This is a genomic window from Nitrospira sp., from assembly GCA_024760545.1.
Classification (GTDB): Bacteria; Nitrospirota; Nitrospiria; order Nitrospirales; family Nitrospiraceae; genus Nitrospira_D.
In genome coordinates this window covers 4,290,157-4,311,352 of the sequence record CP060501.1, presented here as the reverse complement: position 1 = coordinate 4,311,352, position 21,196 = coordinate 4,290,157, and the positions used below count along the sequence as shown (strand labels likewise).

Below are 21,196 nucleotides of genomic sequence, written 5' to 3'. Positions count from 1 at the left end.
GACAAAAGGTGGGCTGGATAGAATGCGAAAGTGAAGGCTCCTCGGAATAGAGATCATCTCTGCATAGACAGAACTTTCCTACGGATGTGTCATTCGCCGATAGGCTGCAACTCATACGGAACCGCAAGGAGATCAAGAGGTTTTAAGAAGGTCTGCCGAGCCCCGATGATCCATTTTGCGAGCTATCATATTATCTACCGCGTAAGGGCCAGCGCCCCCAGCCACAAGTACGGCGATACATATGAGATACAACAAATCGGTCTCATAACCTGGTTGCCCGAACTGCGCTCTGCCGTCGATAACGGATTGAAGTTTGATAGAGCTGAATCCATTAGGCCAATGCACCGTGACCGCCGCCACGATCAGAATAGCCGCCATTGGTATGCTCCAGAGGATTACCCACGCCCCTAGTAGCACGCACAGACCGCCTAATAATTGGACAATGATCGTGGCCCACCCCATGAGATGAGGCATGGGAATACCGATAGCAGTCACTATACTGATGAACTGCTCCGGTCCTCTGCTCAACTTGGCGTATCCGTGAGCCATGAAGCCATAGCCCACAATTACGCGCAGGAGAAGCGGTGTCCAAGGGCGCAACCTCTTTTGGAATGCATGATTCAGTTTGGCCATGTTGAGCAACACCTAGATGTGCTCCTTCTTTCGCCTGACGAACATCGATGTCTTCTCAGTATGGTCGATCATGTCATCCGTTTCTTACAGCGTATTTATAAAGACCTCGGCCTTCCTGACCTGATAAGGGCATATTGGGAGGTCGGGCCACAGGGGAAGCCAGCCGTTCACAGAAATAGCGGTACGAGATCTCTGTCCAGAGACTCAAAAGTGCCACTCCCGAAGTATGCTAATGGGCTGTCGTTGGGCGCTCAGGCGACGATATTTGAAAATCTAACTGGGGCTTCATCTTCATCTTTTTTGAGGCTCTCCACTCCCATGGTGCGATAGGGTGAGGATCAATCCATAGCCCTTTCTTCGCTTGTCGTGCCTCGCTCTCCAACCCTTCAAGGACCGTATCCCCTGGGGCGTACTTTCTGTACCACCAACACCAGCCCTCTTTGACTAATTCGTGGTTTAAGTTGCGACTATTCTGGAGAACCACAATACCAAGAGTTCGCCCATACCGATCCTTGCCGTTTGTCTGAATCGTGACGTTCTGGCCAAAGCTCAATGTGGAAGTGGCTTGTTTCGCCCGCTGACCAAGAGCCTGCTTCTTCTCAGGGCAATCGATACAAGTGAGGCGGGATACGTTCGGCTTGCTTGTTGTATGAGACTCGACGGTGTCTAAACAGCGCGTAAACCTCATCAGTACATGAATCAATTCGATACACTTCGAATCATTTCTGGTTCAGTACTTCGTCCGCACAGGATTAGAACTCCGCAGCTATACTAAGTTTCCATCTAAGGCGTGCAATTTGCCTTTTCAAGCGGAATTGCTGGGCTTTACGAGGAGATCATTGCGTGCTGTTTTAGGAAGAGCTTAGCTACGGCTGCGTGATAGAGGGGACGATGCCTACTTACAATCACTCCAAGTCCAACTCCAAGGTGATTCCCAAAACTAAGAGTCAAAAGAAGCTAAGTATTAGCATTTTCTATGCAAACCCCAAACTCAAGAACCTGCCAGTCACCAGCCACATACCATGGTTTTCTACCATGCCCAAGAACGGCCCAGACACCTAGCTATCAACTTATCCTCGGTTCTCCTGCAAAGAACTGTTTGTAGTCAAGGAATCGGCACCCCTCATCCGGCATCTGTTTGGGATCCATCATTATTTTGAAGCACCGGGAGAAAAGAAACTCAGCTTAGATCGGTTCAGGCACCTTTGCGAGTAACTCAGCCGCGCAGAGCCGCACCACTCCCGCTTCGTCTGTGGTCAAGGCTTCGCCCTGTGCCACAATACTTTGTATCCGTTCGCTCACCGAAATAAAGTCTCTGATCTCTTTCCTGAAACCGTTGGTGTACGTCTCCATACCAGCAGACTCATGAAACGTGAAAAGTGGTCCTATGGATGGCGCAGATAATCTCTCAACCTATCTAGTCAAGACCTCTATTCGCCCACAGTTTTATACCTATAGCGAAAAGCGGTCATAGATACGGTTTTTCTCCGTCGAACATAACCGGCTCCCGTCCTAGTGAGCATGGATAATCCTCCTATTTGCAGGCTGAAGAGGTCCTTGACTCCCTCCTCGGTCGCTTTATCTATCAACCATTGCTGAATCGGCGCAGCGCCAACGCAGATAACCTGACCGTTCGTCCAGCATGACCTAAAGAGGAGGTTACTATGGCACTCGTACGATGGGATCCATTTCGGGAATTGGAAGAAGTGTCAGACCGGTTGAATCGGATGTTCGCACGTCCGGCGGCGCGAACCATGAATGGCAAGGAGAACATGATCGTAGCCGATTGGACGCCGCCTGTTGATATCAGTGAGACCGAAGGGGAATATCAGATCAAGGTGGAGATTCCAGATGTGAAGAAGGAGGACGTGAAAATCACGCTCGAAGATGGTGTGCTCACCATTCAGGGCCAGCGCAAGCACGAACAGGAAGAGAAGGGGAAGAAGTTCCATCGCATTGAACGATCGTACGGCAGCTTTGCCCGGACCTTCGCCTTACCCGATGTGATTGAAGTGGACCAGGTAAAAGCCGAGTTCAAGGATGGCGTGTTGAATCTCCATCTACCGAAGTCAGAGAAGGCGAAGCCGAAGGCGATCGAGGTCAAGGTAGCGTAACTCGCTGAGGAATGCATGTAGGGCTGAAGGCTTGTGGGAAGGTGTCCTTCTTGTCAAGAGGAGGGGTGCTCGCATTCAGTGGAGTCGCGATATCGACAAGGAGGCGGTCAACGAACCGCCTCGATTAGGCGAAGTAGCAAAATTTACCCTGCACTTTACCCGGCGCACCCCGTTATGCGCCTCCCCTGTTCAAAAAGATGATGCAGCAAAAGACGACTCCGTGCCGCCAGCTTCACCAGCCGATGTCAATGTAGCGTTACTTCCACTCATACAGGAGCTTCAATCGACACTCAAATGGCTGCGCATACCCATCTGGGTCATTGTTGCTTTACTAGTTGTGATGCTATTGCGTTAGAGAATTGTCACCATTCAAAACCGCTCTGCTGAAAGGAAGCCGACCAATGGGACAGACGGCTCAATATTGTGGGGAATGTCACGCGCTATTCAGCGTACTGCCTGTTGACAAGCAGAGTGAAAAGGAAAGGGAATTTTTGAAAGCGGGCAAGTTTCACGTTGATTACAAGAAAACTGTAAGAACAGATACCGGAACTTGCGAAAAATGCGGTCGAATAAAGGTCGTGTGGTTCTATCCTCTCTGAATGAAACAGCCCTGTACCCTATGCCGTTCCTCAGCATTTCTAGTAACAGGCCGCAACCTCCTAATTCTTACAGAAAATTTACGCGTTTCTCTCCAATTCCTCATGTATAAAGACGGTTTAGGTTGAGTATGGATTAAGCGCCGCCAATGAAGGAAACGGCTAAATATTGCGCGGATTGCTGCATTGCGTTTGGGAAGTTGCCTGTATACCAGCGAAATGAACAACAAAAGGAATTTGTGAGCGCTGGCCATCTCTACTATGCTGGCTCTCCTGTTGACTATAAGAAATTAAGAACGGAGATGGGAATTTGCGAGGATTGCGGTCAGGAAAAAGTTGTTGTGTTTTATCTTCTGTGAATCACAACTAACCCACTTTTAGGGATTGAAAAGGTGGCCGTTCATCACGAGGTGAACGCCGATACTGGCCACATAGCCCAACGCAATCGCCCCTGTCCATTTCAGGTGTGCAAAGAAGGTATAAACACCACGTGCTTGTCCCATAAGCGCCACCCCCGCAGCCGAACCAATCGACAGAAGCGACCCCCCTACCCCTGCGGTCAGCGTGACCAGAAGCCACTGGCCGAGGTTCATATCCGGGTTCATGCTCAAGACGGCAAACATGATGGGAATGTTGTCTATCACTGCTGACAAGATCCCCACGAGGATATTGGCGGGCGTCGCGCCTAGGCCTTCATAAAGGAAACCGGACAGAACGGCGAGATAGCCCAGCGCACCAAGGCCACCGACAGATAGCATGATGCCGTAAAAGAACATCAGCGTGTCCCATTCCACACGTTTTATACTGATGAAAATATCGAACGGCTTAATGGCGGGTTTCAATAACCCGTTGTTTTCGTCATCACCCACGGGAATGTCCGTCCATTCGTCTAACTCCTTCCGCCGGATAAAATGCCCATAGGACTTAAGGACACCAAGTCCGGTCATCATGCCGAGAAACGGAGGCATCTCCAGAAAATGGTGCATTACCACAGTTCCGGCTATGGTGAGTAAAAACAATAGAACAATCATATAGCCGCCATGCTTGACCTCCATGTCCTCCATCGTGGCTAGCGGCTTGTCGCGAGGGATTGTCATGGCCATCGCCGCCGCTGGCACAAGCCAGTTGACGAGAGACGGAACAAACAGCGCGAAAAACTCTCCGAATTTCACCACGCCTTTTTGCCAGACCATCAGCGTCGTAATATCCCCGAACGGGCTGAACGCGCCTCCGGCATTGGCGGCCACGACCACATTGATGCATCCCAAGGCGATGAAGCGCCCGTTGCCCGCGCCGATTGCCATGACCACCGCGCCCATCACCAAAGCCGTCGTGAGGTTATCGGCCACAGGGGAGATAAAGAACGCCAGAATGCCTGTTAGCCAGAATACCCCACGCAGCGATAATCCCAACGAAATAAGCCGGGTACGCAATGCCTCGAAGATATTCCGTTCGCTCATCGTATTGATGAAGGTCATCGCGGAAAGAAGGAAGAGCATCAGCTCGGCATATTCAAGCAGGTTATGCCGGAGGATTTCCGCAGCAGCATGCGATCGGTCTTGTGTGCTGTAGGCAAGCGCCGCTAAAATCCAAATCACGCCTGCCGCGACCATGACTGGTTTGGATTTACGAAGCTGAATGGATTCTTCGAGAATAACCAAAATGTAGGCAACGACAAACACGGCCAGCGCCGCATAACCAGTCCAGTGATTTACAAAACTTGGCATCGCACCTGCAGTTTCCTCCCCTCATTCTCCGAACTGACCGTTCTTGTTTCTGAAAGGTAATAGCATAGGTTCCTCGGTACCGCATCCACAAAGTTGAACTAATTGCCAGTATTACCCAGCGGTTTGCTCATTAGGCGCTGATGACTGAGACGTCTCACGATTCGTCACCGCCTCGCGAATGGCTTCACACAGCTCTTCGACCGCCGCATCCTTCGCGACAAGCTGAACGGCACCGGCTCGTTTCATCGCCTCTTGGTTCTCCGTGGTCGTGTTCACTGAGAACCCAATGATAATTGTGTCCGGATAACCTTTGCTGATTTGAGCTGTGGCCTCAATGCCATTCATTTTCGGCATGTTGATGTCCATGAGGATGACGTGTGGGCGGAATTTTTCCACCATGAAGATCGCCTCGAGGCCATTACGTGCTTCTCCCACGACGTCAATGTCTGGATACCCTTCCAATAGAGACCGAATTTCCTGCCGGACGAGGGTATGGTCGTCGACGATTACTATCTGTGTCGCTTTTTCTTCCTTCATCATGTGCCGTTTCTCCCTGTAAAGCCATTGGCCGACTTCGGAATCGCGATTCGCAGGCGGAATATCCACGTATCTTGGGGAGTTTGGGCTGGTGAACGTGCTTATTGGCCTGAGGGTACAGATTTCATCCTGTCAGGATGTTCTAGCGTGAACCACTAGGAAGAGCACTATGGTAGGGATTCCGCACGTTGATTTAGCAAAGCTGTTATCGTCGATATTTAGTGTAGCGTTTGTTGTCCTAGACTGGGGTATCTCCTAGTGTATGTGGATTCCTCCATTCTCTAGGGTAGAGCCTCTGCACTGCTTAATGGAGCGTCTCCCTCAACGACAGCGGAGGTGATGTATGCCCATCCTGATTGAGCGAATCCACACAGCATTAGAACAATTGGGTACAGAGTGCCCCTTGGAAGAGGTCATGAACCTCTGTCCGGAGATCACATGGAACCAGCTTTTCCTCGCCATTGATTACATGAGCCGGACGGGGCAAGTTCGTATACACTTGGATGCGGACAGGACTTACTGGGTGCAGTCCTCCTACCATCAGATGATCGAGGGCACCCACGACTCGCCTATTGACGCTCAGGAAGTCGAGCACGCATTGAGCTTTTCTTAGGATTACTCAGAGAGTGAGCTTGGCGATTTTCCGAGTACGGGCTGGAGAGATGTCCCCATAACATCACAATCGAACAGCCCAGTGGAAACATTATAAACCGATAGCAGTGACCCTATCGTAAACATAATGTGCAAATTGCGCTGTTCACAAGCTCCGTCCTTGAAAAAGGGCGGGGCTTTCTTTTTTTGCGTGATTGATTGTGATGCATTTGCTCCCATCCCGGCTTAATGGTTACTCCAAACTAATAGCCAGACCCTCATGCAGGGTTGGCTATCGTCCCAGTGAGCCCGGCTCCCACACTTGTGGCCGATGCCCCGAAGAGCCTGAAAGAAGCCGTCGGCGCGCCTCTCGCTGAATTCTTCACCCGGCCCCATGCGTGGGGCTTCTTGGCCGTGATTATCCTCTACAAGCTTGGAGATGCCTTTGCATCTACACTCCAGACCGCCTTTCTAATAGGTGGGCTTGGCTTTTCCGCGACGGATGTCGGCGCCGTGAGGGTGTTATGGGCCCGATTTTCACTCCGGTCAGCACGACCGCCCGGTATCCTCCGACTTGCACCGCTTCCCGAGCCCGTGGGCGGGAGGAAGATAGGCAGGCAGGTCGAGTTGGACAGCCGAGCGTATGCAGGGATGCACGGATATTCATAGGAGGGCATCATTATAGGGAGATGAACTCTGTCGGTGGAGTCACATTATGTGGAACGATCCGGAGCAGGACGGGTCAACGGTAACGAATAGGTCTATCAGGAAAATACGGATTTCGATATCTCACGGTACAAGCCCTGTCTGTTCAACGGCCAGCCCTGGTAACAGGCTCAGCCGACGTACGTACGAGTGAGTTTCCATGAAACACGGATCCTTCGACCTGACCGGTCTCATGAATCGGCGCATATTGGTGATGCTGCCGTTGGGTTTTGCCTCGGGCCTTCCGCTTGCGCTCACGTCCGGTACCTTACAGGCCTGGGTGACGGTCGAGGGAGTCGATCTCAAGACCATCGGTATTTTCACGCTGGTCGGACTTCCCTATACCCTCAAATTCCTCTGGGCTCCCGTGATGGATCGGGTGGTTCCTCCCTGGTTAGGTCGGCGCCGTGGATAGATGTTATTGACACAACTCTGCATTGAGGGCTTCTCAACCTCGGATTTGTCGCATTGGCATTGGCGGAAAAAATGCGACGGTACTGACAGCGGTAGTCGTGATCGAAAATGTGACAGGAGGGATGGGGGACTCCAGCGGTCGTTGCACTACTATGGCGGCGATTCATAGCCTGCAAGACTTGGTCGTCCCCGCTTTGCAAAGGGATATGCAGGTACGGACAGAATTTCTCCGATGACGCGAGGAGTTCAAATAATTCGTCGCTGACAGTAGTGGGTTCAATCGAAGAGATGCCGATGCGTTCGAGGTCGTCGACTTGATCGAGTCGCCGCAGTAACCCGCAAAAGTCCGAACCGTGGTGCGAATACTGCCTAATATTTCGCTTTATTGAACAAGAACTCGGCAAAGCGGTGGACGGAATGGATCAGCGTACACCGACTCGAGAACAGCAATTCATTCGGCAGATGTTTCAGTCACAAAGCAAGAAACTTCTAGAGTCAGTTGTTCGGCCGAATACCGCAAGACACAACTGGTGGTTTCTTAGCCGGTATGAGACGGATGTGGCAGATACACACGTTGTGGTTCTCGGTCTCGGCGGTCGATTCAAATAACGAGGGTAATTTGCTGAGGCCTTATTCTAGGGGTCATTTTGGTGGATAATTTGTCGTTCACATTAAGACTATCCACAGGCTTTCCTCTCATTCCCCAGTACACACACAATATTTGGTATTGACAAAAATTCATGGTCGCTAGATGTAGTCATCCTCATCAGAAATGAAGGTCATAACCCACATGCCGCTGAATAACATTATCCTTTTCCTCTTTGAGGAGGGCCACCATGAGTGATTCCTAGATCTGAACATCCTCTACGGGCTTGCAGGGCATGACCGTATAGAAGACGGCGGATGGGCCCTCCGCAGGTGACCCAGCTTCATTGGTCACCTCGTCTCTCTACCCTCGATTACAGAGTGGCATTCCATGGCCAGGTATACCCCGAACCGGGTGCGCCATTGGTGTGCCTTGACACTTAACTTTACCCATGGAGATGACATGACCTCATTCGATGATGACGCGACGAATCATTTTATGTTTCCTGACCTTGCCGACCTACTGGTGTCTTTTGAGAGCATCATGGAGCAGCCACTCCCGCCGATTGACTGGCTTGTGGAACCGCTGATCCCAAGACAATCTCGAATCGTTGTGTTCGGGGAATATGGTTCCATGAAATCCTGGACATTGCTCGATCTGTCCCTACACCTCGCTGCCGGTCGTGCCTGGCTCGATACGTTCGAAATTTCAGAGCCCCGATCCGTGCTCTATATCGACGAAGAGATGCCCGGCCATGAACTACGGCGGCGAGTGAAGCGGATGGGGGAGGGTATGGGATTGAAGGGTGTGTCTATCCCCTTTCATGCCGTCAGCCATTTAGGTGTGCGCTTCACTGAAGAGAAGGTGGAAGGCGTACTGAGGGATTTACGGTTAGTCGGGTTTGACCCTGAAATAATTGTGGTCGAAACCATGAGGCGTGTGCTCGTTGGAAGCGAAAATGAAGCCACGCATGTGGCTAGGTTTTGGGACAGTGCTTCTCCTATCCTGTCGGCGGGGAAGACACTGATTATCTCCCATCATATGAAGAAGCCGAACGCTCAGAATCCTGACGCGGTCAAGCATCGTGCGAGTGGTTCAACGGACATCCTGGCAGGAGCCGATCTGGCCTACGCGATCACTCGAAGCCAAGACGACGTGCTCACGATCCGTTGCGAGAAGAACCGTGTTGCCCCTGAAATCGAGCCCTTCAAAGTGCAACTGGTGACCGAGGGCATCGATGACGAGCAAAGTTCGGTGATCATGCGCTATGTCGGACAGCCTGCGAATGGTGAGGAAGACCGAAGCAAGGCTCAGGAGGCTAAGGAAGCGATTCTTGCCTATTTGCGAGATCAGCAGATGTTCACTTCAACGAGGAAAGACCTTCTGGCGTACCTCAGGCTGCAAGGCATTGCCGAGCGTACAGGAGAATATGCGCTAGAGGACCTATGCGATGAGGGAACGGTTGAAAGGATTGCCCATGGGAAATATCGGCTACGGCCAGAGGTAAACGCTGTCTAGGGGGCTTTGAGCGGTGGAAACGATTCCGCCAACCGCCAACGCCTATAGATAGAAGACATGGCGGCGGTTTAAGACCGCCGCACTTGTCACCTTCTATCGGCGCGGGGGGACTTAATCCGCCATGACGGAAATCTTGGCGGAAACTGTAAGGGGTAATAGTAGGTGAAAGGCGGGGATTACCAGATTGATCCAGTAATGACCTATTAAGGCCATTGGAGGGCATGAATGACGAGTTCAGCGACCACGGATGAGAACATACAGACAGATCGTTACCTGAGCGAACCCGATCTACGAAGCTACCTTGGCTATAGTCCGTCCACGATACGGCGTTGGAGAAAAAAGGGCCTGCCCTGTATCGGCCAGGACCGATTGAGGCGGTATCACCTTGCTTCTGTACTGAAATGGCTCAAGGAACGGAGATAGTCTCGGCTAGTCTGGGCTTATCTGGGTCCACACTTTGGAGATTGGTCTGAGGGGGATGGGTTCTATATGCCCCAGAGGAATATACAAAAAGAGCAGAAATGTCATTCTCAATGATTTCAATGGATTGTGCATTCGACAGCAAACAATGGAAATCGAGTCATTCAGTGGGTCCCTATGGAACCGCGATTTAGCTGAACGATGGATAAACCGGGTTATCTACCATTGAAGCAAGCAGCCGTATGGGCCGGAGTTTCTTCCCGGACTATGAAGCGTTGGCTTGGTGGGGGCCTACCGAGTTATCAGGCAGGGCCTAGGACCAAAGTTCTTGTTCGCCCAATAGACATTGACCATTTCTTGACCAGGACAAGTGGTCCAATTGGATATTAATGCTTTGGTCGATGAAACTCTGAAAGAGATGGAGGAAAATCGAGCAATACAGCGCTAGAGGAAGTCCCCCAGCGATTGTCACACCCTCAGCTTTTGACCTTGTACTTCTTTAGAAGGTCTCTCAAGGCCTCCTCGACAATCGCATTTGGGCGTTGTTTTCTCTGAATGGCAAGAATCTTTGTCTGCATGGCCAACGCGGAATCGATGCGGAGATTAAACTGCTCTTTAGGTAGTACCTTTGAATCCATACCGGACCTTTACAGTACCGATTCAATAATGTCAATAGCGTTATTGTTATGTAGTGTCATATTATGCTAGGATTATAGCATACAATGCGGACATGAGCAATACGTCCAACAATTCAATGGAAGGAGGAACGAATGGGAGTCAAAGTCACCCAGCGGAACGGGAAGTCTGGCTGGTGGGTTTCCATCATCCACAACAACAACCGAAAGAGGAAACGGTTCTCTGACAAAAAAGTGGCATTGGACTTTGCGAGGAAGATCGAAGCAAAGATTAAATGGGCGGCTGCCAATGGAAGTTCCGTAGTCCTTTTACAGAACGAAACGGTCAAGGTTACTCTCAAAGAATACATGGAGAATTGGCTTAAGACCTATGTTGAAACCAATTGCAAATTCTCAACAAGCTCAGGCTATCGGCAGGTCTGTAATAAGCACATCTACCCTGCCCTGGGTTCCCATACACTGGATCGTGTGACCAGAAAGGATGTTAAGGACTTTGTTGCTAAACTAAACGATCAGGGACTGACAAAGCGGACGATCCTCAACATCCTGACCCCGCTCCGAGAGCTGTACAACCATGCCATTGACGATGGCACCGTGAGCGCGAATCCAGTTTCCAAGGTTGGAATGATTGTGAAGGGATGCAAGGCGACAAGCGCTCATATCAACCCACTCACTGCAGCCGAGGTAAGGTCTCTACTTGCCACTGCCAAAGATCGGTTTCACTTGATCCATCCCTCACTCCTTTGTGCCGTCAGGACAGGACTGAGGGAAGGTGAACTGATCGGCTTGAGATGGGAGGATATTGACTTCGTGGGCGCTTTCCTTGAGGTCAGAAACAATGTCGTGAGAAGACAGGAGACATCTACTAAAACTAACCGGATAAGGCGTGTGGATCTGTCTCCTCAGCTGAAAGCGGAGTTGCTGAAACTCAAAGAGACTCGACAGCTTGAAGCGAATCTGAAGGGACAACCCATGCAGAAATGGGTGTTCTTGACTCCATACGGCAACCGCATGACCAATGAGATACTGAGGAAGGGCTTATATGCCTGCTTAGAAGCAGCTGGGCTTCGGCGAATACGATTTCATGACCTGAGACACACCTTTGCCAGTCTGTTAATTCAGCAGAACACGAATGTGAAATACATCCAACAACAACTCGGTCACAGTAGCATCAACATCACATTGGATGTATACTCGCACCTCTTTGAGGGAGACCATCGGCATCAAGTACACCGACTGGATGATGAGTCCGTTGAGACGGTCACATCGGAAGTGATGTATGCCGAAAACGCGCCCCAGGCGGACCCTCACTTAGAAATGGTGGAAGGCCTACCAAGCGAACCCATTGAGATCACACCGTATATTGCACACGGAGGGGTGACGGAGCGGCCGAACGTGCCGGTCTTGAAAACCGGAGATGGGGTAACCCATCCGCGAGTTCAAATCTCGCCCCCTCCGCCATATATCAATAGGTTGTGATTCACCATCCTCCCGGCTTTCTTCCTCAAGTATCTCTGGTGTCACCGAAAGTGTAACCTTTTTCTCCTGAATGTACCGATTCAGTCGCTTCGCGGCTTCACGGAGATCATCCTCGCTGGTGATGTTGTAGCGGTCAAATACTGATCGTGTTTTGTGTCCGCTGATCTTCATCGCGACCGTCTCAGGCACCCCTGCTCGTATGAGGTTTCTCACTCCCGTGCGGCGGAGGTCATGAAAGGTTTTCCCCATAACCCCGACCCGCTTACAGGCCGTGTTCCAGGCTACTTTCAGGTTGCTGAACGGCTGGCCATTCCGATGACACACATATGGGCAAGATGGAAAATCGCGTACCTGAATCTCTCTGGCTTTCTTCATGACCAACAAGAAATCATCGGCCATGTAGATGACGCGAGGTGTCTTGGTCTTCGTCTCGCTTGAGGAAAGGCGGATGCTGCCTTCCTCCAGTTTCACCTGATCCCACCGAAGACCCCGTTCGCTGATGATTTCCCTCAACCTCATCCCCGTGTAGTAGCCGATGGTCATGGCCACCTTCAGATGGTCCGGCGCTGCCCCTCGAATAGAAAGGAACTCATCGTGCTCCAGGAAGCCTTCGCGGACATTGTGCTCAGCCAGCTTGGGGAAATGAGGAATGCGGCCCACCTTGGGGGGCGTCTGGCGAGATCCGATTACCATCATACGATGCAAGCAATCCAAGTCACGATTGACCGAAGCGGCTGCTGCACCCTCCTGCAACCGTTTGGCGATGAACTCTTGGAGTTTGTCGGTCGTAATGGCTCTGACGCGCATTCCGCCGAACACAGGTTTGAGCCGATCGAGGTTATACTCTCGCCGATCCCACGTCTTTCGGCCCTTGAGGGCATATTCTTGTTTCAGTCCATCGACCAGGTCTTCAAATCGAGTTCGGTAAATCATGGGCCCTTCTCGTTGGCCGTCCAAAACCTTCCCTTCAGCCCGCTTGAGAACGGCTGACGCTTCGCGCTTCTCCGTCTTCTCGGTGCTTTGATAGACCGGTCGCCCATGATCGTAGTACTTCATCCACCAGGGCCCAAACTCAAGCAGAGCTTGCGTGATGGGATCGCGTTTCTTGCGCCGATAGAGCATCCCCATAACCGTCCTCCTTACTCGTCAATAAGCTCCACGACTTTCACCTTCAAAGCCTTGGCAAGCCGCCTCAGCGTGCTGAGTGATGGGTCTACCTTGCCATTCTCGACATTGCACAGGAACGGATAAGCCATCTTGGCCTTGGCTGCCAGTGCCCGAATTGACAGTCCTTTTGATTCACGGATAGCCCTAATTCTCATGTTATCCCATTAGATAACATTTCCACCTTCTCTCTGTCAAGCCGCTGTACAACAGAAGGGACTGTCTCCTCACATGTCTTATTCTTGTCAATGAACTCGTCTAAGTCCCGCACGTCCACATGCACCCGTCCGCCAGCACGAACCTGGGGAAGCTCGCCATTCCAGATCAGTCGACGTATCGACCAGGTTGACCGGCCCAGATACATAGCGGCTTCTGGCAGGCTATACAGGCGCTTGGTAGGCAGTGGGTGCTTCATTTCATTCCGTTATCGGCTCTGCTGTCGTCGAGAAGGCCATGTATAGACTGACCCTTGGTCAGCGTCGGATCGTTCTGCGGGCGCTCGCCGACGAGCATCCTATTAATGAATATCCGGGGTGAATTGTCTTCCATGCTGATCTCTTGGCGTGGCCGTCCATATAACAACTCAGCCGCATACCGTTCCATGTGATCGGCTTTTCCTTCTAGGACTCTCTCCTTCAGGCTCTCGCGATATGCCTCCGACTCAAAAAACTCCTGCCAGAACTCCTTGAACTCGACCGTGGCTCGGTTGGGTGTCCCCATCTGTCTGCCTCCGGTTTTCTCTCGGCCTTTTGCAAACTGCATTGGCATCAGCCTCTCTTCCCTCTCCACTTCAGAGGGAACGGATTGGTACGGAAGGCCTGATACCTGCATCGCTCTTCGTGAGGTTCCTCATGGTTTCCCCTCTTCTCTTTAACAACATGTTCAACACTCCCCTCTCTAAAGAGAGGGGGATTGTTGTACAACATGCATCTTTAACACTCATGTTTAACAATGTTTCCACTTATAGAACAATCACTTACGTGCATTGTTAAAGACTGTTAAACGTTGTTGTACAACGACCCTTGTTAAACGTACTTGTTAAACATCAATTTCGGGCATTCAGCACGGTCCATAGGAGCTCTTTTCCCTCCCCTTGGAGGTGCACCCATTTTCGTCCGTCGTTCCGGGAGAGGGTCGTGCGGACATTGGGCAACGAGGCTCCCAGTTCATCCGCGATCGCTTTCGCGTATCGAGGGGTTCCGTCGCTCTCCAAAAGATTCCGAATCCGGTTTGGAAGGGGCAGCTCCGCCGCCATATCCGGCACGTCGGCCAGGTCATAGGGCTCAAACGTGATGCGGGTCCCGCCGTCCTCATGGCTAATCTGAAGGCCGATAGGCGCATGGAGCCGAGAGAGATTGGACTTCCGATTGAGGAGCCCGATAATAAGCCGATCCTCGCCCACCTCTTGCTCCTTCTTCAGTTCCCACGTCGCCCGGGCGAAATTCGAGTTGAACACGCTGCCGTAGAGCGTGGGACTGTCTTGTCCTTCTGCAAGGTTCTTGGGCGTATGCCCGATCAACAGCACCGAGACATTGAGCGCTCGTAAGGCAATAAAGAGCTGGGTGGTCGCCTCAGCGCTGGAATCGCCCCCTGTCGCAGCCAGAATGGAGTCCACGACGACGAACTGGATGTGGTCCTGCTGGATCTGCCGGATGAGCATGGGCGCGAACTTATGGAGCGGTTCCACGCACCGCCGATACGCCACGCGAGCCGACAGCAGGTCAGGATGGCCCATCTGAATGGCTTGGAGGCGACGGGCATGGACTGACACATCATCCTCGAAGTCGAGAAAGAGACTGTTCCCATTCAGAGCCGAGAATCCGGCCACGGACCCACCAACCGAGCTGAGCATGGCCAAGAGCAACGCGAAGGTGGATTTTCCCTGCCCACCATTCGAGTACAGAATGGAGATCTTGCCCTTGAACACGATCGGGTTGATGCTGAAGGTGAGCGGCTCAATCGGGGTCTGGCTGCAGATCGTGACGAGCGGCTCCCCAGCCCGATGCTTTTTCAAGACCGTCGCACAGGCATGCGGGAGCAACAGATCCCAGGGTGCAGAGCTGACGAGGTCCTCAAGCTGGCCTGCAAGTTTCTTATGGGTCACGGCAGAGGTCAGCGTGACGCTGATGCTCTCCATGAGAGGCCGCCCGAGGTAGTTAACGGTCAGTTCGGCCCGCTCTTCGCCATGCCGTTCCGCCAGCCGATCGAATACAAACTCCAGTGGGTAGGACTGAGAGGTCAGCCGATGCAGCCCGCTCACTTCCGTATGGGTCAGCAGGAGGTCCTCAGAGGATTCAGACAAGAGGTGCTGGCGAGACAGGGTTGCCAGCTCAGCTACGTCCATCATGCCGCCTTTCCTTGACGGATGGAGTACTCACGGAAGTGGTCAGCCAGGCCTTCGAGCCATTCTGCACGCTCGAGGTCTTCATAAGCCCGCGCCACAATCCCCATGAGCGTGTCCCGTTCATTATCGGTCACTTCACAATTCTGTCCAGAAGCCTGTTCGAGCACCCGCTCGGCGCGCATGCGCCGATCGAGAGCACCGAGCTCGAATTGAAAAGCAATGTGTGCACGATCCACCGGCTTCGATGGAGTTCGAGGGCGCATCGCATTGGGAGTGGTTCGAGCTGTGAGGAACAGGTCAGTGAGGCCAAGGCCGAGCGCACCACAGACCGCTTCGGTCTGACAGGCGGCGAAGCAGTTGAGGAGGATCTTGTCGTCCCGCAGGGCAATACTCAGGTCACGGTTCTGCCGGGATCCGTGGGCGGGGCAATGCCCCAGCCATTGGTCCGACCCGTTCTGCTTGGCATGTGTGGAGGTGATGATCTGGTCGAGGATGGGATGACTCATAGCCAGCACCCTGCCCTTTCCGCCTGAACACGAAATTCATCATCTTTGACTGGTCTGCCAAGCTCCGCTTCGAGCCGAAGGCGCAGCTCAGCGCACTGGGAAATCTTTTTCAGAACGTCTGGGATTATGTCGCCGATGGGCTCAAAACCTTTTGAATGACTCATTTCGCCCTCCTGCTATCTGCAGAGCGAGGCCGACCTGCAAGCCACGCTTCGATGTCAGATTTCAGCCAACCGATTGCACGAGGTCCGAGTTTGATTGGTCTTGGGAAGTCGAGGTCTGACAAGCGAGAATAGATCGCACTGCGACTCAGTGAGATCAGGCGCTGAATGTCTTTGATGCGAAGAACCGCAGAATGGTTGGAGATATTGTCCGGCATGGCGTGCCTCCTGGGTTCGGCCACCTGTCGGACAAATAAAAAGGCCGAGTGAGGTGACCAGTTAGTATCCTGGATCACGTCTCGCTCGGCCTAGCTGTCAGCTTACCGCGCTCATCGGTGGAAGTCCTTTGGGATCTTCGAGGCTGTCAGCCTCTCCACCGACTAAGATCGTCGTCACTATTTTGACAAAAGCACCCTAACACACTCCAAAATATCTGTCAAGACATCTCTAATCGTATCTCCCTAATTGGTCTCTTTCCCCCATCCCCAATGCAAGTAATCCCTTCATGAGCCTAATGATCATTCTTATCCTGTCCTGACGTCCTTTCCCATTCGACCATCCATTCGAACGGTTGCGGTTCCGGCAGACGCTTGAACTGATTATTCCATTGTCCCAGAATGCGTAAGAAGCACCCTCCGGAAATCAGGAGTGCCCAATATCCGGTATCCGGCGAGGGAGTCACTTCAGTAACGGGTGAAAGCTTGGCGCGATATGAGAAGAGGTGCCACATAGTGGGATGCGCAAAACTCGATGCTTCTCTGTAGAGTTTGTTATATTCCCATAGGGTATTTGGCTCGGGCTCGTTCTGACTCAGTTCTTTGCAAATCTGTTCAAGGCTCTTCATGACACTCATCGTTCCATGTCCGCGTTGATACCTCTCAAGAACCCTCGCTTCTCGCTCCCGTATCTGCGCTTGCCTCTCTGACGCCACATCAGCCTTTTGTGGCTCGGAAAGCGAATCAAACATTTGGGCGACCTTCAAATGATAATCATCCACAAACCTATCAAGGTTACATGGTTTCTTCTTGCACCAGCGTAATGTTACATCCACTTCAAATATTGAGCGGCTAAGAATGTATGCATCGATCCACAGGTGAGCCTCATTCTTTGGATTACATAAGACTTGGATTGACCTAAAGGAATCAAAGCAACGGCCAAGAAAGGCGGCGAGAATGTACTCTCACTCTGTTTCAGTTCGAAGTCCAGGGGGCTGCCCCAAAGGCTCGATGACAAGCGGGTGCACTTTCTCGCGCAAAAGGATTTCATTGGCTGTCCAAGCTCGAACTACGTCCTGCTCAGTTCGCATCTTTACAGACTTTCATGGTCGCCGCAGAATGCAGGCTTTGCCCGGACTTCGCGAAGTGTAATCCTGGTTTACTAGGCATGTCCCCTTCTGTTGGTCCTGGAATGAAGCGCTGGATCTCATAATGCACCTGCTTGAAGCGTGATGTAAGATGATCGTATGACTCCTGATGAGATAATTGCCCAACGGTTGGTCGCCAAATTCCTGGCTGCCAGTTCTTCGCTCGAGACGTATCTGCAGCGGGACGGTCCGCTTACACACATACAAGTAGAGACCGTAGCCTTAGCCATAGATAGCCTTCGGACCTTCTTCGAGATTTGGCAGCAGAAGCAGGGTCTCGAAGGGTAGATGAAACATCCCAGCCTTGCTGCTCACGACATTCTTTAGGCGATCACAAGCCATATCAGGTCATTCTTAAGTGTATTCTTGACTGTCAGTGCCAATTTATAAATATATGATTACTCAATGAAATATCGTCAGCCAAGAAATTTCTTGAACCTGTTTTATATCAGTTTTAGTCAGATATAGGGGCATTGCCCTGGGGTTTGCGTATAGCTAGCAAGCCGACTAAAGGCCCGGATTTCACTCCGGGCCTTTAGTTTTTTTGAAATCAAAACAACTATACTTTATTCCTCGCAGTGCCTTTTGATCATTCGACAACGCGCAGTCAATTAGTTTTCCACCTTCCATGAGCCTGAAATAGGATTGATATGTCGTCTCGTACCCGCCCTTTGCGATTGGATACAAAATTAAGTCGGCAATCTGTAGCATGGGCACGAGCTTAGTCTTCCGATGCGGCTCACCTAAAATTACACGCTGAAAATCAGGTCCTGTCAATGGGGCATAGCCTTCAGAGGCACTTTGACTAAATGGATTGCCGGTCCGTTTGAGTTCCTTTAGATAAAGTATCATGTCCCTATCCTCTCTCTTACCTGCTCCCTCAAACACAATTTCGAGCGTTCGACCATTCTCATCCGCATACTTTACTGAACGCTCTACTAAGATAGTAAATGCGGTCCTACACATGAACCACAGAGAATTCTTGTAACGGTCTTTATATCGTTCGACATAGCCAGGACGATGAACAACAGATGCGATGCCTATCAAAGCAAAAGCAAAGAGATGCTAATGTACGTAGATGGTAGGTATATTCACAGCCCTGCTAGTTTCCAGAACTCTTTCTTGGTTAATCCGGCTTGCCCAATAATACTCTTAATGTCAGATGCCTTTACTTCGCCACGATGACAATCAATGGTCACTTTATAGAAATGCCCATTCTCAATCTTTTCCCATTGCTCATGAGAAGTACCCGACCGGCAGGGTTTTTCAATAAAACCAAGTTCCGTGAGAATGGCCCGAACAATACGACAGGGGAGCGGCTTGAAAGGCACTAGCAGGCAGCAGGAATCATTGGGAGATGCATAGTGAATCCGTGTGTAGAATTTTCAGAAAATAGGCTCAAAACCTTTCCATATACATATCGCATCCAAAATCCCAATGGAGCACGTCTTGGGACCAGATCGTCGAAATACTGTGAATCTTCCTCTATGGCTTCTCTCAGATAGCAAATAGCCAATTTATTTAGCTTAGTACGTGCCTCTTCATAGCTATCGCCACGAGCATAAATGTTCAGGTCTAGACAAATGGCAAACCAAGTGCCATCCTTTTCCTCTTCCGCATAACAACGAAGTATTAAATCGTTTATTTTCATACAGCTCTCCTGGCCGAGGAGCTATAGACCGTCCCTATGTATAAAACGTATATAAAACTACAAGAAGTATAGCTTATCCAAAAAAATGAAAGATAGCCCGTAATTCTATCTATTGCGGGAGTCTATAAATTCGCTGGGTTATGCCTCCAGCGAGTTTGGGCGGCTTTCTTAGCTATCTCGGATCTCTTCTTGGCCGAGAGCTTCGCCGCCCTTGCCTTGCCACCCTTCAGCCCTCCTAAGCGGCCTAGAGCGACAGCGGCAGGATTTTTGGTGGGAATACCGGCAGGCTTCTTCTTAACTGAAGTTGTCCCAGCAGGTTCGCCGGTGATAGCTTGCAGAATGTCATGAGCAGTCACATTGATGTCGGTAGATGGTTTGTTTTTCTTCATGCCCCTAGCTTACATGACCGCTTAAGCAGAGGCAATATTTAAGAAATCGAAACTGACCCACTACCGCGCGGCGTATTGTAGGAGGGCAACTATTCTACGTGCAAGGCGGAAAGAGTAATTAGAGGGGTTGCTGCAGAGTCGTCACCGAACCCGTGACCCGAACCGAGACTACATCAAGCAATGCATCCATCGGTCTGGCATCATGGAGGCATGCTTCAACCCAAACGAAAAGCGACCATGACCCCCTGTACCCAGGAAACTCCGCGGGAAGAATCCCGCCTGCGCTTGCAGCGCTCAATCCACGGCCTTCGTAGTCAGGGAGAAGGCCCAGTTGTCCTCATTGGGCCTGGGACGTATGTTGACAGAGGAATGTACCGCCTACTCGCCATTCTCCCTCTACTCTCCTTACCATTGATTTTCTGCACAGGGGGCACGATCCGAGAAGGTACGTGTCCCGATGGAGAACCCATGTTTGTTCCCACCAATCTGGAAACTGGCGTTCCCTGCGTATGTGCAAGAGAACCAACTCGTGACCAGTGAGACGGAGAATTTGCTCACCAAAGTGCAACCTTCTGCATCGGTCGAAGAAAGGGTGATCAAGCTGCGCGAGGACCTCGAACTGGAACAAATAGAATTGGAGGCACGCCTGAAAACAGTGCTCGTGGCTCTGCAAATGACGCCATGTGGCAAAGCGGCGCGAGATAGTGCATGGAAGCTACTGGGCGACATCAACACCAAGATCTCGCAGATTCCAGACCGAGTCAAACAGCTCAACACGAATTAGAAGCGGCGCTTCCCTCCAAGATCCCGCCTCACCTGCCCAAATCGAGTACTCCTGCTGGCTCAGCCGTAAGCCGCTCATACAGCCAGGTACATGCCCAGTTCTTGGCCTGGCTGTGCTGCGCAACAATGGTTCAGCACTTCATGGAGGCTTTATGAGAACCATTATCCTATCGATAATCACAATTGGACTGTTGAACTCGGGAATCACGGTGATGTATGCCGCCAATTCCCTGGCGGAGAAAGAAGCCAGCCCCACGAGTAAAGAACGCCTCACGAAGGGTACGATCAAGGGCACGTTGTTGGCGATCGCCGGAAAGTATTACTGCATCGCAGAGGAGGACGGGATAGGGATAAAACTCCATGTAGACAAAAGCACCAAGTTGGATCCTGTGAAGCCGGGTGACACGATCAAGGCGTATGTCACAGAAGAAGGCCATACCGCGAATAGAATCTGGATCCTGAGCAGGTATGGGACCTACATTCTTTAGCCCCAGCATCTCAGTCTTGATCGTAAGATACATTTTTTTGCCGTCGAACCCAAAATCGACTAACTTGGCGTGAGGAAGACATGTTACAACCCAAGCGCAAAGCGAACATGAACCCCGTACCTAAGAAGCTTCCCGGAAAGAATCCCGCTACTCGCACGAAACTCGCTCGGGGAGTGGCTGGCGCGACCATGAGTGACCCATGTACACCTACACGCAAGCGTAAGGCTACGAAGAAGAAGGGTAGCCGCAAGAAGTAACCCAAGACTACTCCCCTGCTCGTGCCGCGAGCCGCTCAGAGCCCCCCTCCTTTCGGATGGTATTGGCTCCACCACTGCTTCTGGCAGAATGCCGCCACATTTAAGCCTGGGAAAGGAGCGTTGATGGAGCTCGCA

General features: G+C 51.4%; 26 protein-coding genes, 1 tRNA gene and 3 pseudogenes. 12 read left to right on the top strand and 18 right to left on the bottom strand.

The annotated features are described in order from the left end of the window. Positions 1-132: 132 nt before the first annotated feature. From H8K03_20510 to H8K03_20500, 3 genes are all read right to left on the bottom strand, one after another. Complete coding sequence (locus H8K03_20510) at positions 133-633, bottom strand: DoxX family protein (protein ID UVT20125.1); 501 nt, start codon at positions 631-633, stop codon at positions 133-135. Between the two features lie 229 nt (positions 634-862). Further along, positions 863-1,321: a thermonuclease family protein gene (locus H8K03_20505; GenBank protein UVT20124.1), complete on the bottom strand. Its 459-nt coding sequence runs from the start codon at positions 1,319-1,321 to the stop codon at positions 863-865. 497 nt (positions 1,322-1,818) lie between these two features. Further along, entirely contained in the window at positions 1,819-1,986 is a 168-nt protein-coding gene (locus tag H8K03_20500; protein ID UVT20123.1) for a hypothetical protein, read from the bottom strand. A gap of 311 nt (positions 1,987-2,297) precedes the next feature. Between H8K03_20500 and H8K03_20495 the strand changes: the two genes are divergently transcribed. After that, positions 2,298-2,747 carry an Hsp20/alpha crystallin family protein gene (locus H8K03_20495; protein ID UVT20122.1) on the top strand — a complete coding sequence of 150 codons (450 nt, stop codon included), beginning with the start codon at positions 2,298-2,300 and terminating at the stop codon, positions 2,745-2,747. Between the two features lie 973 nt (positions 2,748-3,720). On the opposite strand, the gene nhaD is transcribed toward H8K03_20495, so the two are convergent. Both nhaD and H8K03_20485 read right to left on the bottom strand, forming a co-directional pair. Beyond that, a complete protein-coding gene (gene nhaD, locus H8K03_20490; GenBank protein ID UVT20121.1) occupies positions 3,721-5,070 on the bottom strand; it encodes a sodium:proton antiporter NhaD in 1,350 nt (449 codons plus the stop codon). 111 nt (positions 5,071-5,181) lie between these two features. After that, on the bottom strand, positions 5,182-5,610 hold the full coding sequence (locus tag H8K03_20485; GenBank protein ID UVT20120.1) for a response regulator transcription factor: 429 nt from the start codon (positions 5,608-5,610) through the stop codon (positions 5,182-5,184). 340 nt (positions 5,611-5,950) lie between these two features. Here H8K03_20485 and H8K03_20480 point away from each other — a divergent pair, with 340 nt between their 5' ends. From H8K03_20480 to H8K03_20460, 5 genes are all read left to right on the top strand, one after another. After that, positions 5,951-6,220, top strand: a complete 270-nt coding sequence (locus tag H8K03_20480; protein ID UVT20119.1) for a hypothetical protein — start codon at positions 5,951-5,953, stop codon at positions 6,218-6,220. A gap of 281 nt (positions 6,221-6,501) precedes the next feature. Next, complete coding sequence (locus H8K03_20475; protein UVT20118.1) at positions 6,502-6,867, top strand: hypothetical protein; 366 nt, start codon at positions 6,502-6,504, stop codon at positions 6,865-6,867. Between the two features lie 196 nt (positions 6,868-7,063). Further along, on the top strand, positions 7,064-7,318 hold the full coding sequence (locus H8K03_20470) for a hypothetical protein (GenBank protein ID UVT20117.1): 255 nt from the start codon (positions 7,064-7,066) through the stop codon (positions 7,316-7,318). A gap of 1,047 nt (positions 7,319-8,365) precedes the next feature. Then, entirely contained in the window at positions 8,366-9,421 is a 1,056-nt protein-coding gene (locus H8K03_20465) for an AAA family ATPase (protein ID UVT20116.1), read from the top strand. Between the two features lie 225 nt (positions 9,422-9,646). Continuing rightward, positions 9,647-9,844: a helix-turn-helix domain-containing protein gene (locus H8K03_20460; GenBank protein ID UVT20115.1), complete on the top strand. Its 198-nt coding sequence runs from the start codon at positions 9,647-9,649 to the stop codon at positions 9,842-9,844. A gap of 473 nt (positions 9,845-10,317) precedes the next feature. On the opposite strand, the gene H8K03_20455 is transcribed toward H8K03_20460, so the two are convergent. Then, positions 10,318-10,479, bottom strand: a complete 162-nt coding sequence (locus H8K03_20455; protein UVT20114.1) for a hypothetical protein — start codon at positions 10,477-10,479, stop codon at positions 10,318-10,320. Positions 10,480-10,611: 132 nt separating this feature from the next. On the opposite strand from H8K03_20455, the pseudogene H8K03_20450 reads away from it, so the two are divergent. The 3 genes and pseudogenes from H8K03_20450 to H8K03_20440 all read left to right on the top strand — a co-directional run bounded on the left by H8K03_20450 (position 10,612) and on the right by H8K03_20440 (position 11,937). Beyond that, positions 10,612-11,091: pseudogene (locus H8K03_20450) on the top strand (phage integrase SAM-like domain-containing protein). A gap of 9 nt (positions 11,092-11,100) precedes the next feature. Then, positions 11,101-11,682, top strand: a pseudogene (locus H8K03_20445) (site-specific integrase). 165 nt (positions 11,683-11,847) lie between these two features. After that, positions 11,848-11,937, top strand: a tRNA-Ser gene (locus H8K03_20440). A 141-nt stretch (positions 11,938-12,078) separates the two neighbouring features. Here H8K03_20440 and H8K03_20435 read toward each other — a convergent pair. From H8K03_20435 to H8K03_20400, 8 genes and pseudogenes are all read right to left on the bottom strand, one after another. Then, positions 12,079-13,083 (bottom strand): annotated as a pseudogene (locus H8K03_20435) (tyrosine-type recombinase/integrase). An 11-nt stretch (positions 13,084-13,094) separates the two neighbouring features. Then, positions 13,095-13,277, bottom strand: coding sequence for a helix-turn-helix transcriptional regulator (locus tag H8K03_20430; protein UVT20113.1), 183 nt, complete (start codon positions 13,275-13,277; stop codon positions 13,095-13,097). Further along, positions 13,274-13,534 carry a helix-turn-helix domain-containing protein gene (locus H8K03_20425; protein ID UVT20112.1) on the bottom strand — a complete coding sequence of 87 codons (261 nt, stop codon included), beginning with the start codon at positions 13,532-13,534 and terminating at the stop codon, positions 13,274-13,276. Before H8K03_20425 ends, H8K03_20430 begins: the two co-directional genes overlap by 4 nt. Continuing rightward, positions 13,531-13,887 (bottom strand): hypothetical protein, encoded by a 357-nt coding sequence (locus H8K03_20420; protein UVT20111.1) that lies wholly within the window; start codon positions 13,885-13,887, stop codon positions 13,531-13,533. The genes H8K03_20425 and H8K03_20420 overlap by 4 nt, the downstream gene beginning before the upstream one ends. A 277-nt stretch (positions 13,888-14,164) precedes the next feature. Then, positions 14,165-15,466 (bottom strand): AAA family ATPase, encoded by a 1,302-nt coding sequence (locus H8K03_20415; GenBank protein UVT20110.1) that lies wholly within the window; start codon positions 15,464-15,466, stop codon positions 14,165-14,167. Beyond that, positions 15,463-15,969, bottom strand: coding sequence for a hypothetical protein (locus H8K03_20410; protein ID UVT20109.1), 507 nt, complete (start codon positions 15,967-15,969; stop codon positions 15,463-15,465). The genes H8K03_20415 and H8K03_20410 overlap by 4 nt, the downstream gene beginning before the upstream one ends. A gap of 160 nt (positions 15,970-16,129) precedes the next feature. Then, positions 16,130-16,348, bottom strand: a complete 219-nt coding sequence (locus H8K03_20405; protein UVT20108.1) for an AlpA family phage regulatory protein — start codon at positions 16,346-16,348, stop codon at positions 16,130-16,132. A gap of 293 nt (positions 16,349-16,641) precedes the next feature. Beyond that, positions 16,642-16,974 (bottom strand): hypothetical protein, encoded by a 333-nt coding sequence (locus tag H8K03_20400; GenBank protein ID UVT20107.1) that lies wholly within the window; start codon positions 16,972-16,974, stop codon positions 16,642-16,644. 618 nt (positions 16,975-17,592) lie between these two features. Between H8K03_20400 and H8K03_20395 the strand changes: the two genes are divergently transcribed. Then, positions 17,593-17,781, top strand: coding sequence for a hypothetical protein (locus tag H8K03_20395; GenBank protein ID UVT20106.1), 189 nt, complete (start codon positions 17,593-17,595; stop codon positions 17,779-17,781). A 234-nt stretch (positions 17,782-18,015) separates the two neighbouring features. On the opposite strand, the gene H8K03_20390 is transcribed toward H8K03_20395, so the two are convergent. From H8K03_20390 to H8K03_20375, 4 genes are all read right to left on the bottom strand, one after another. After that, a complete protein-coding gene (locus tag H8K03_20390) occupies positions 18,016-18,345 on the bottom strand; it encodes a hypothetical protein (GenBank protein UVT20105.1) in 330 nt (109 codons plus the stop codon). A gap of 239 nt (positions 18,346-18,584) precedes the next feature. After that, positions 18,585-18,824 carry a type II toxin-antitoxin system HicA family toxin gene (locus H8K03_20385; GenBank protein UVT20104.1) on the bottom strand — a complete coding sequence of 80 codons (240 nt, stop codon included), beginning with the start codon at positions 18,822-18,824 and terminating at the stop codon, positions 18,585-18,587. After that, the gene (locus tag H8K03_20380) at positions 18,824-19,144 is read right to left on the bottom strand and encodes a DUF1902 domain-containing protein (GenBank protein ID UVT20103.1); all 321 of its coding nucleotides are present in this window, start codon (positions 19,142-19,144) and stop codon (positions 18,824-18,826) included. Before H8K03_20380 ends, H8K03_20385 begins: the two co-directional genes overlap by 1 nt. A gap of 122 nt (positions 19,145-19,266) precedes the next feature. Continuing rightward, positions 19,267-19,533, bottom strand: a complete 267-nt coding sequence (locus H8K03_20375) for a hypothetical protein (protein ID UVT20102.1) — start codon at positions 19,531-19,533, stop codon at positions 19,267-19,269. 472 nt (positions 19,534-20,005) lie between these two features. Between H8K03_20375 and H8K03_20370 the strand changes: the two genes are divergently transcribed. Together H8K03_20370 and H8K03_20365 are read left to right on the top strand one after the other, a co-directional pair. Continuing rightward, positions 20,006-20,317, top strand: coding sequence for a hypothetical protein (locus H8K03_20370; protein ID UVT20101.1), 312 nt, complete (start codon positions 20,006-20,008; stop codon positions 20,315-20,317). A 151-nt stretch (positions 20,318-20,468) separates the two neighbouring features. Then, positions 20,469-20,804, top strand: a complete 336-nt coding sequence (locus tag H8K03_20365; protein ID UVT20100.1) for a hypothetical protein — start codon at positions 20,469-20,471, stop codon at positions 20,802-20,804. The last annotated feature ends 392 nt before the right edge of the window (positions 20,805-21,196 follow it).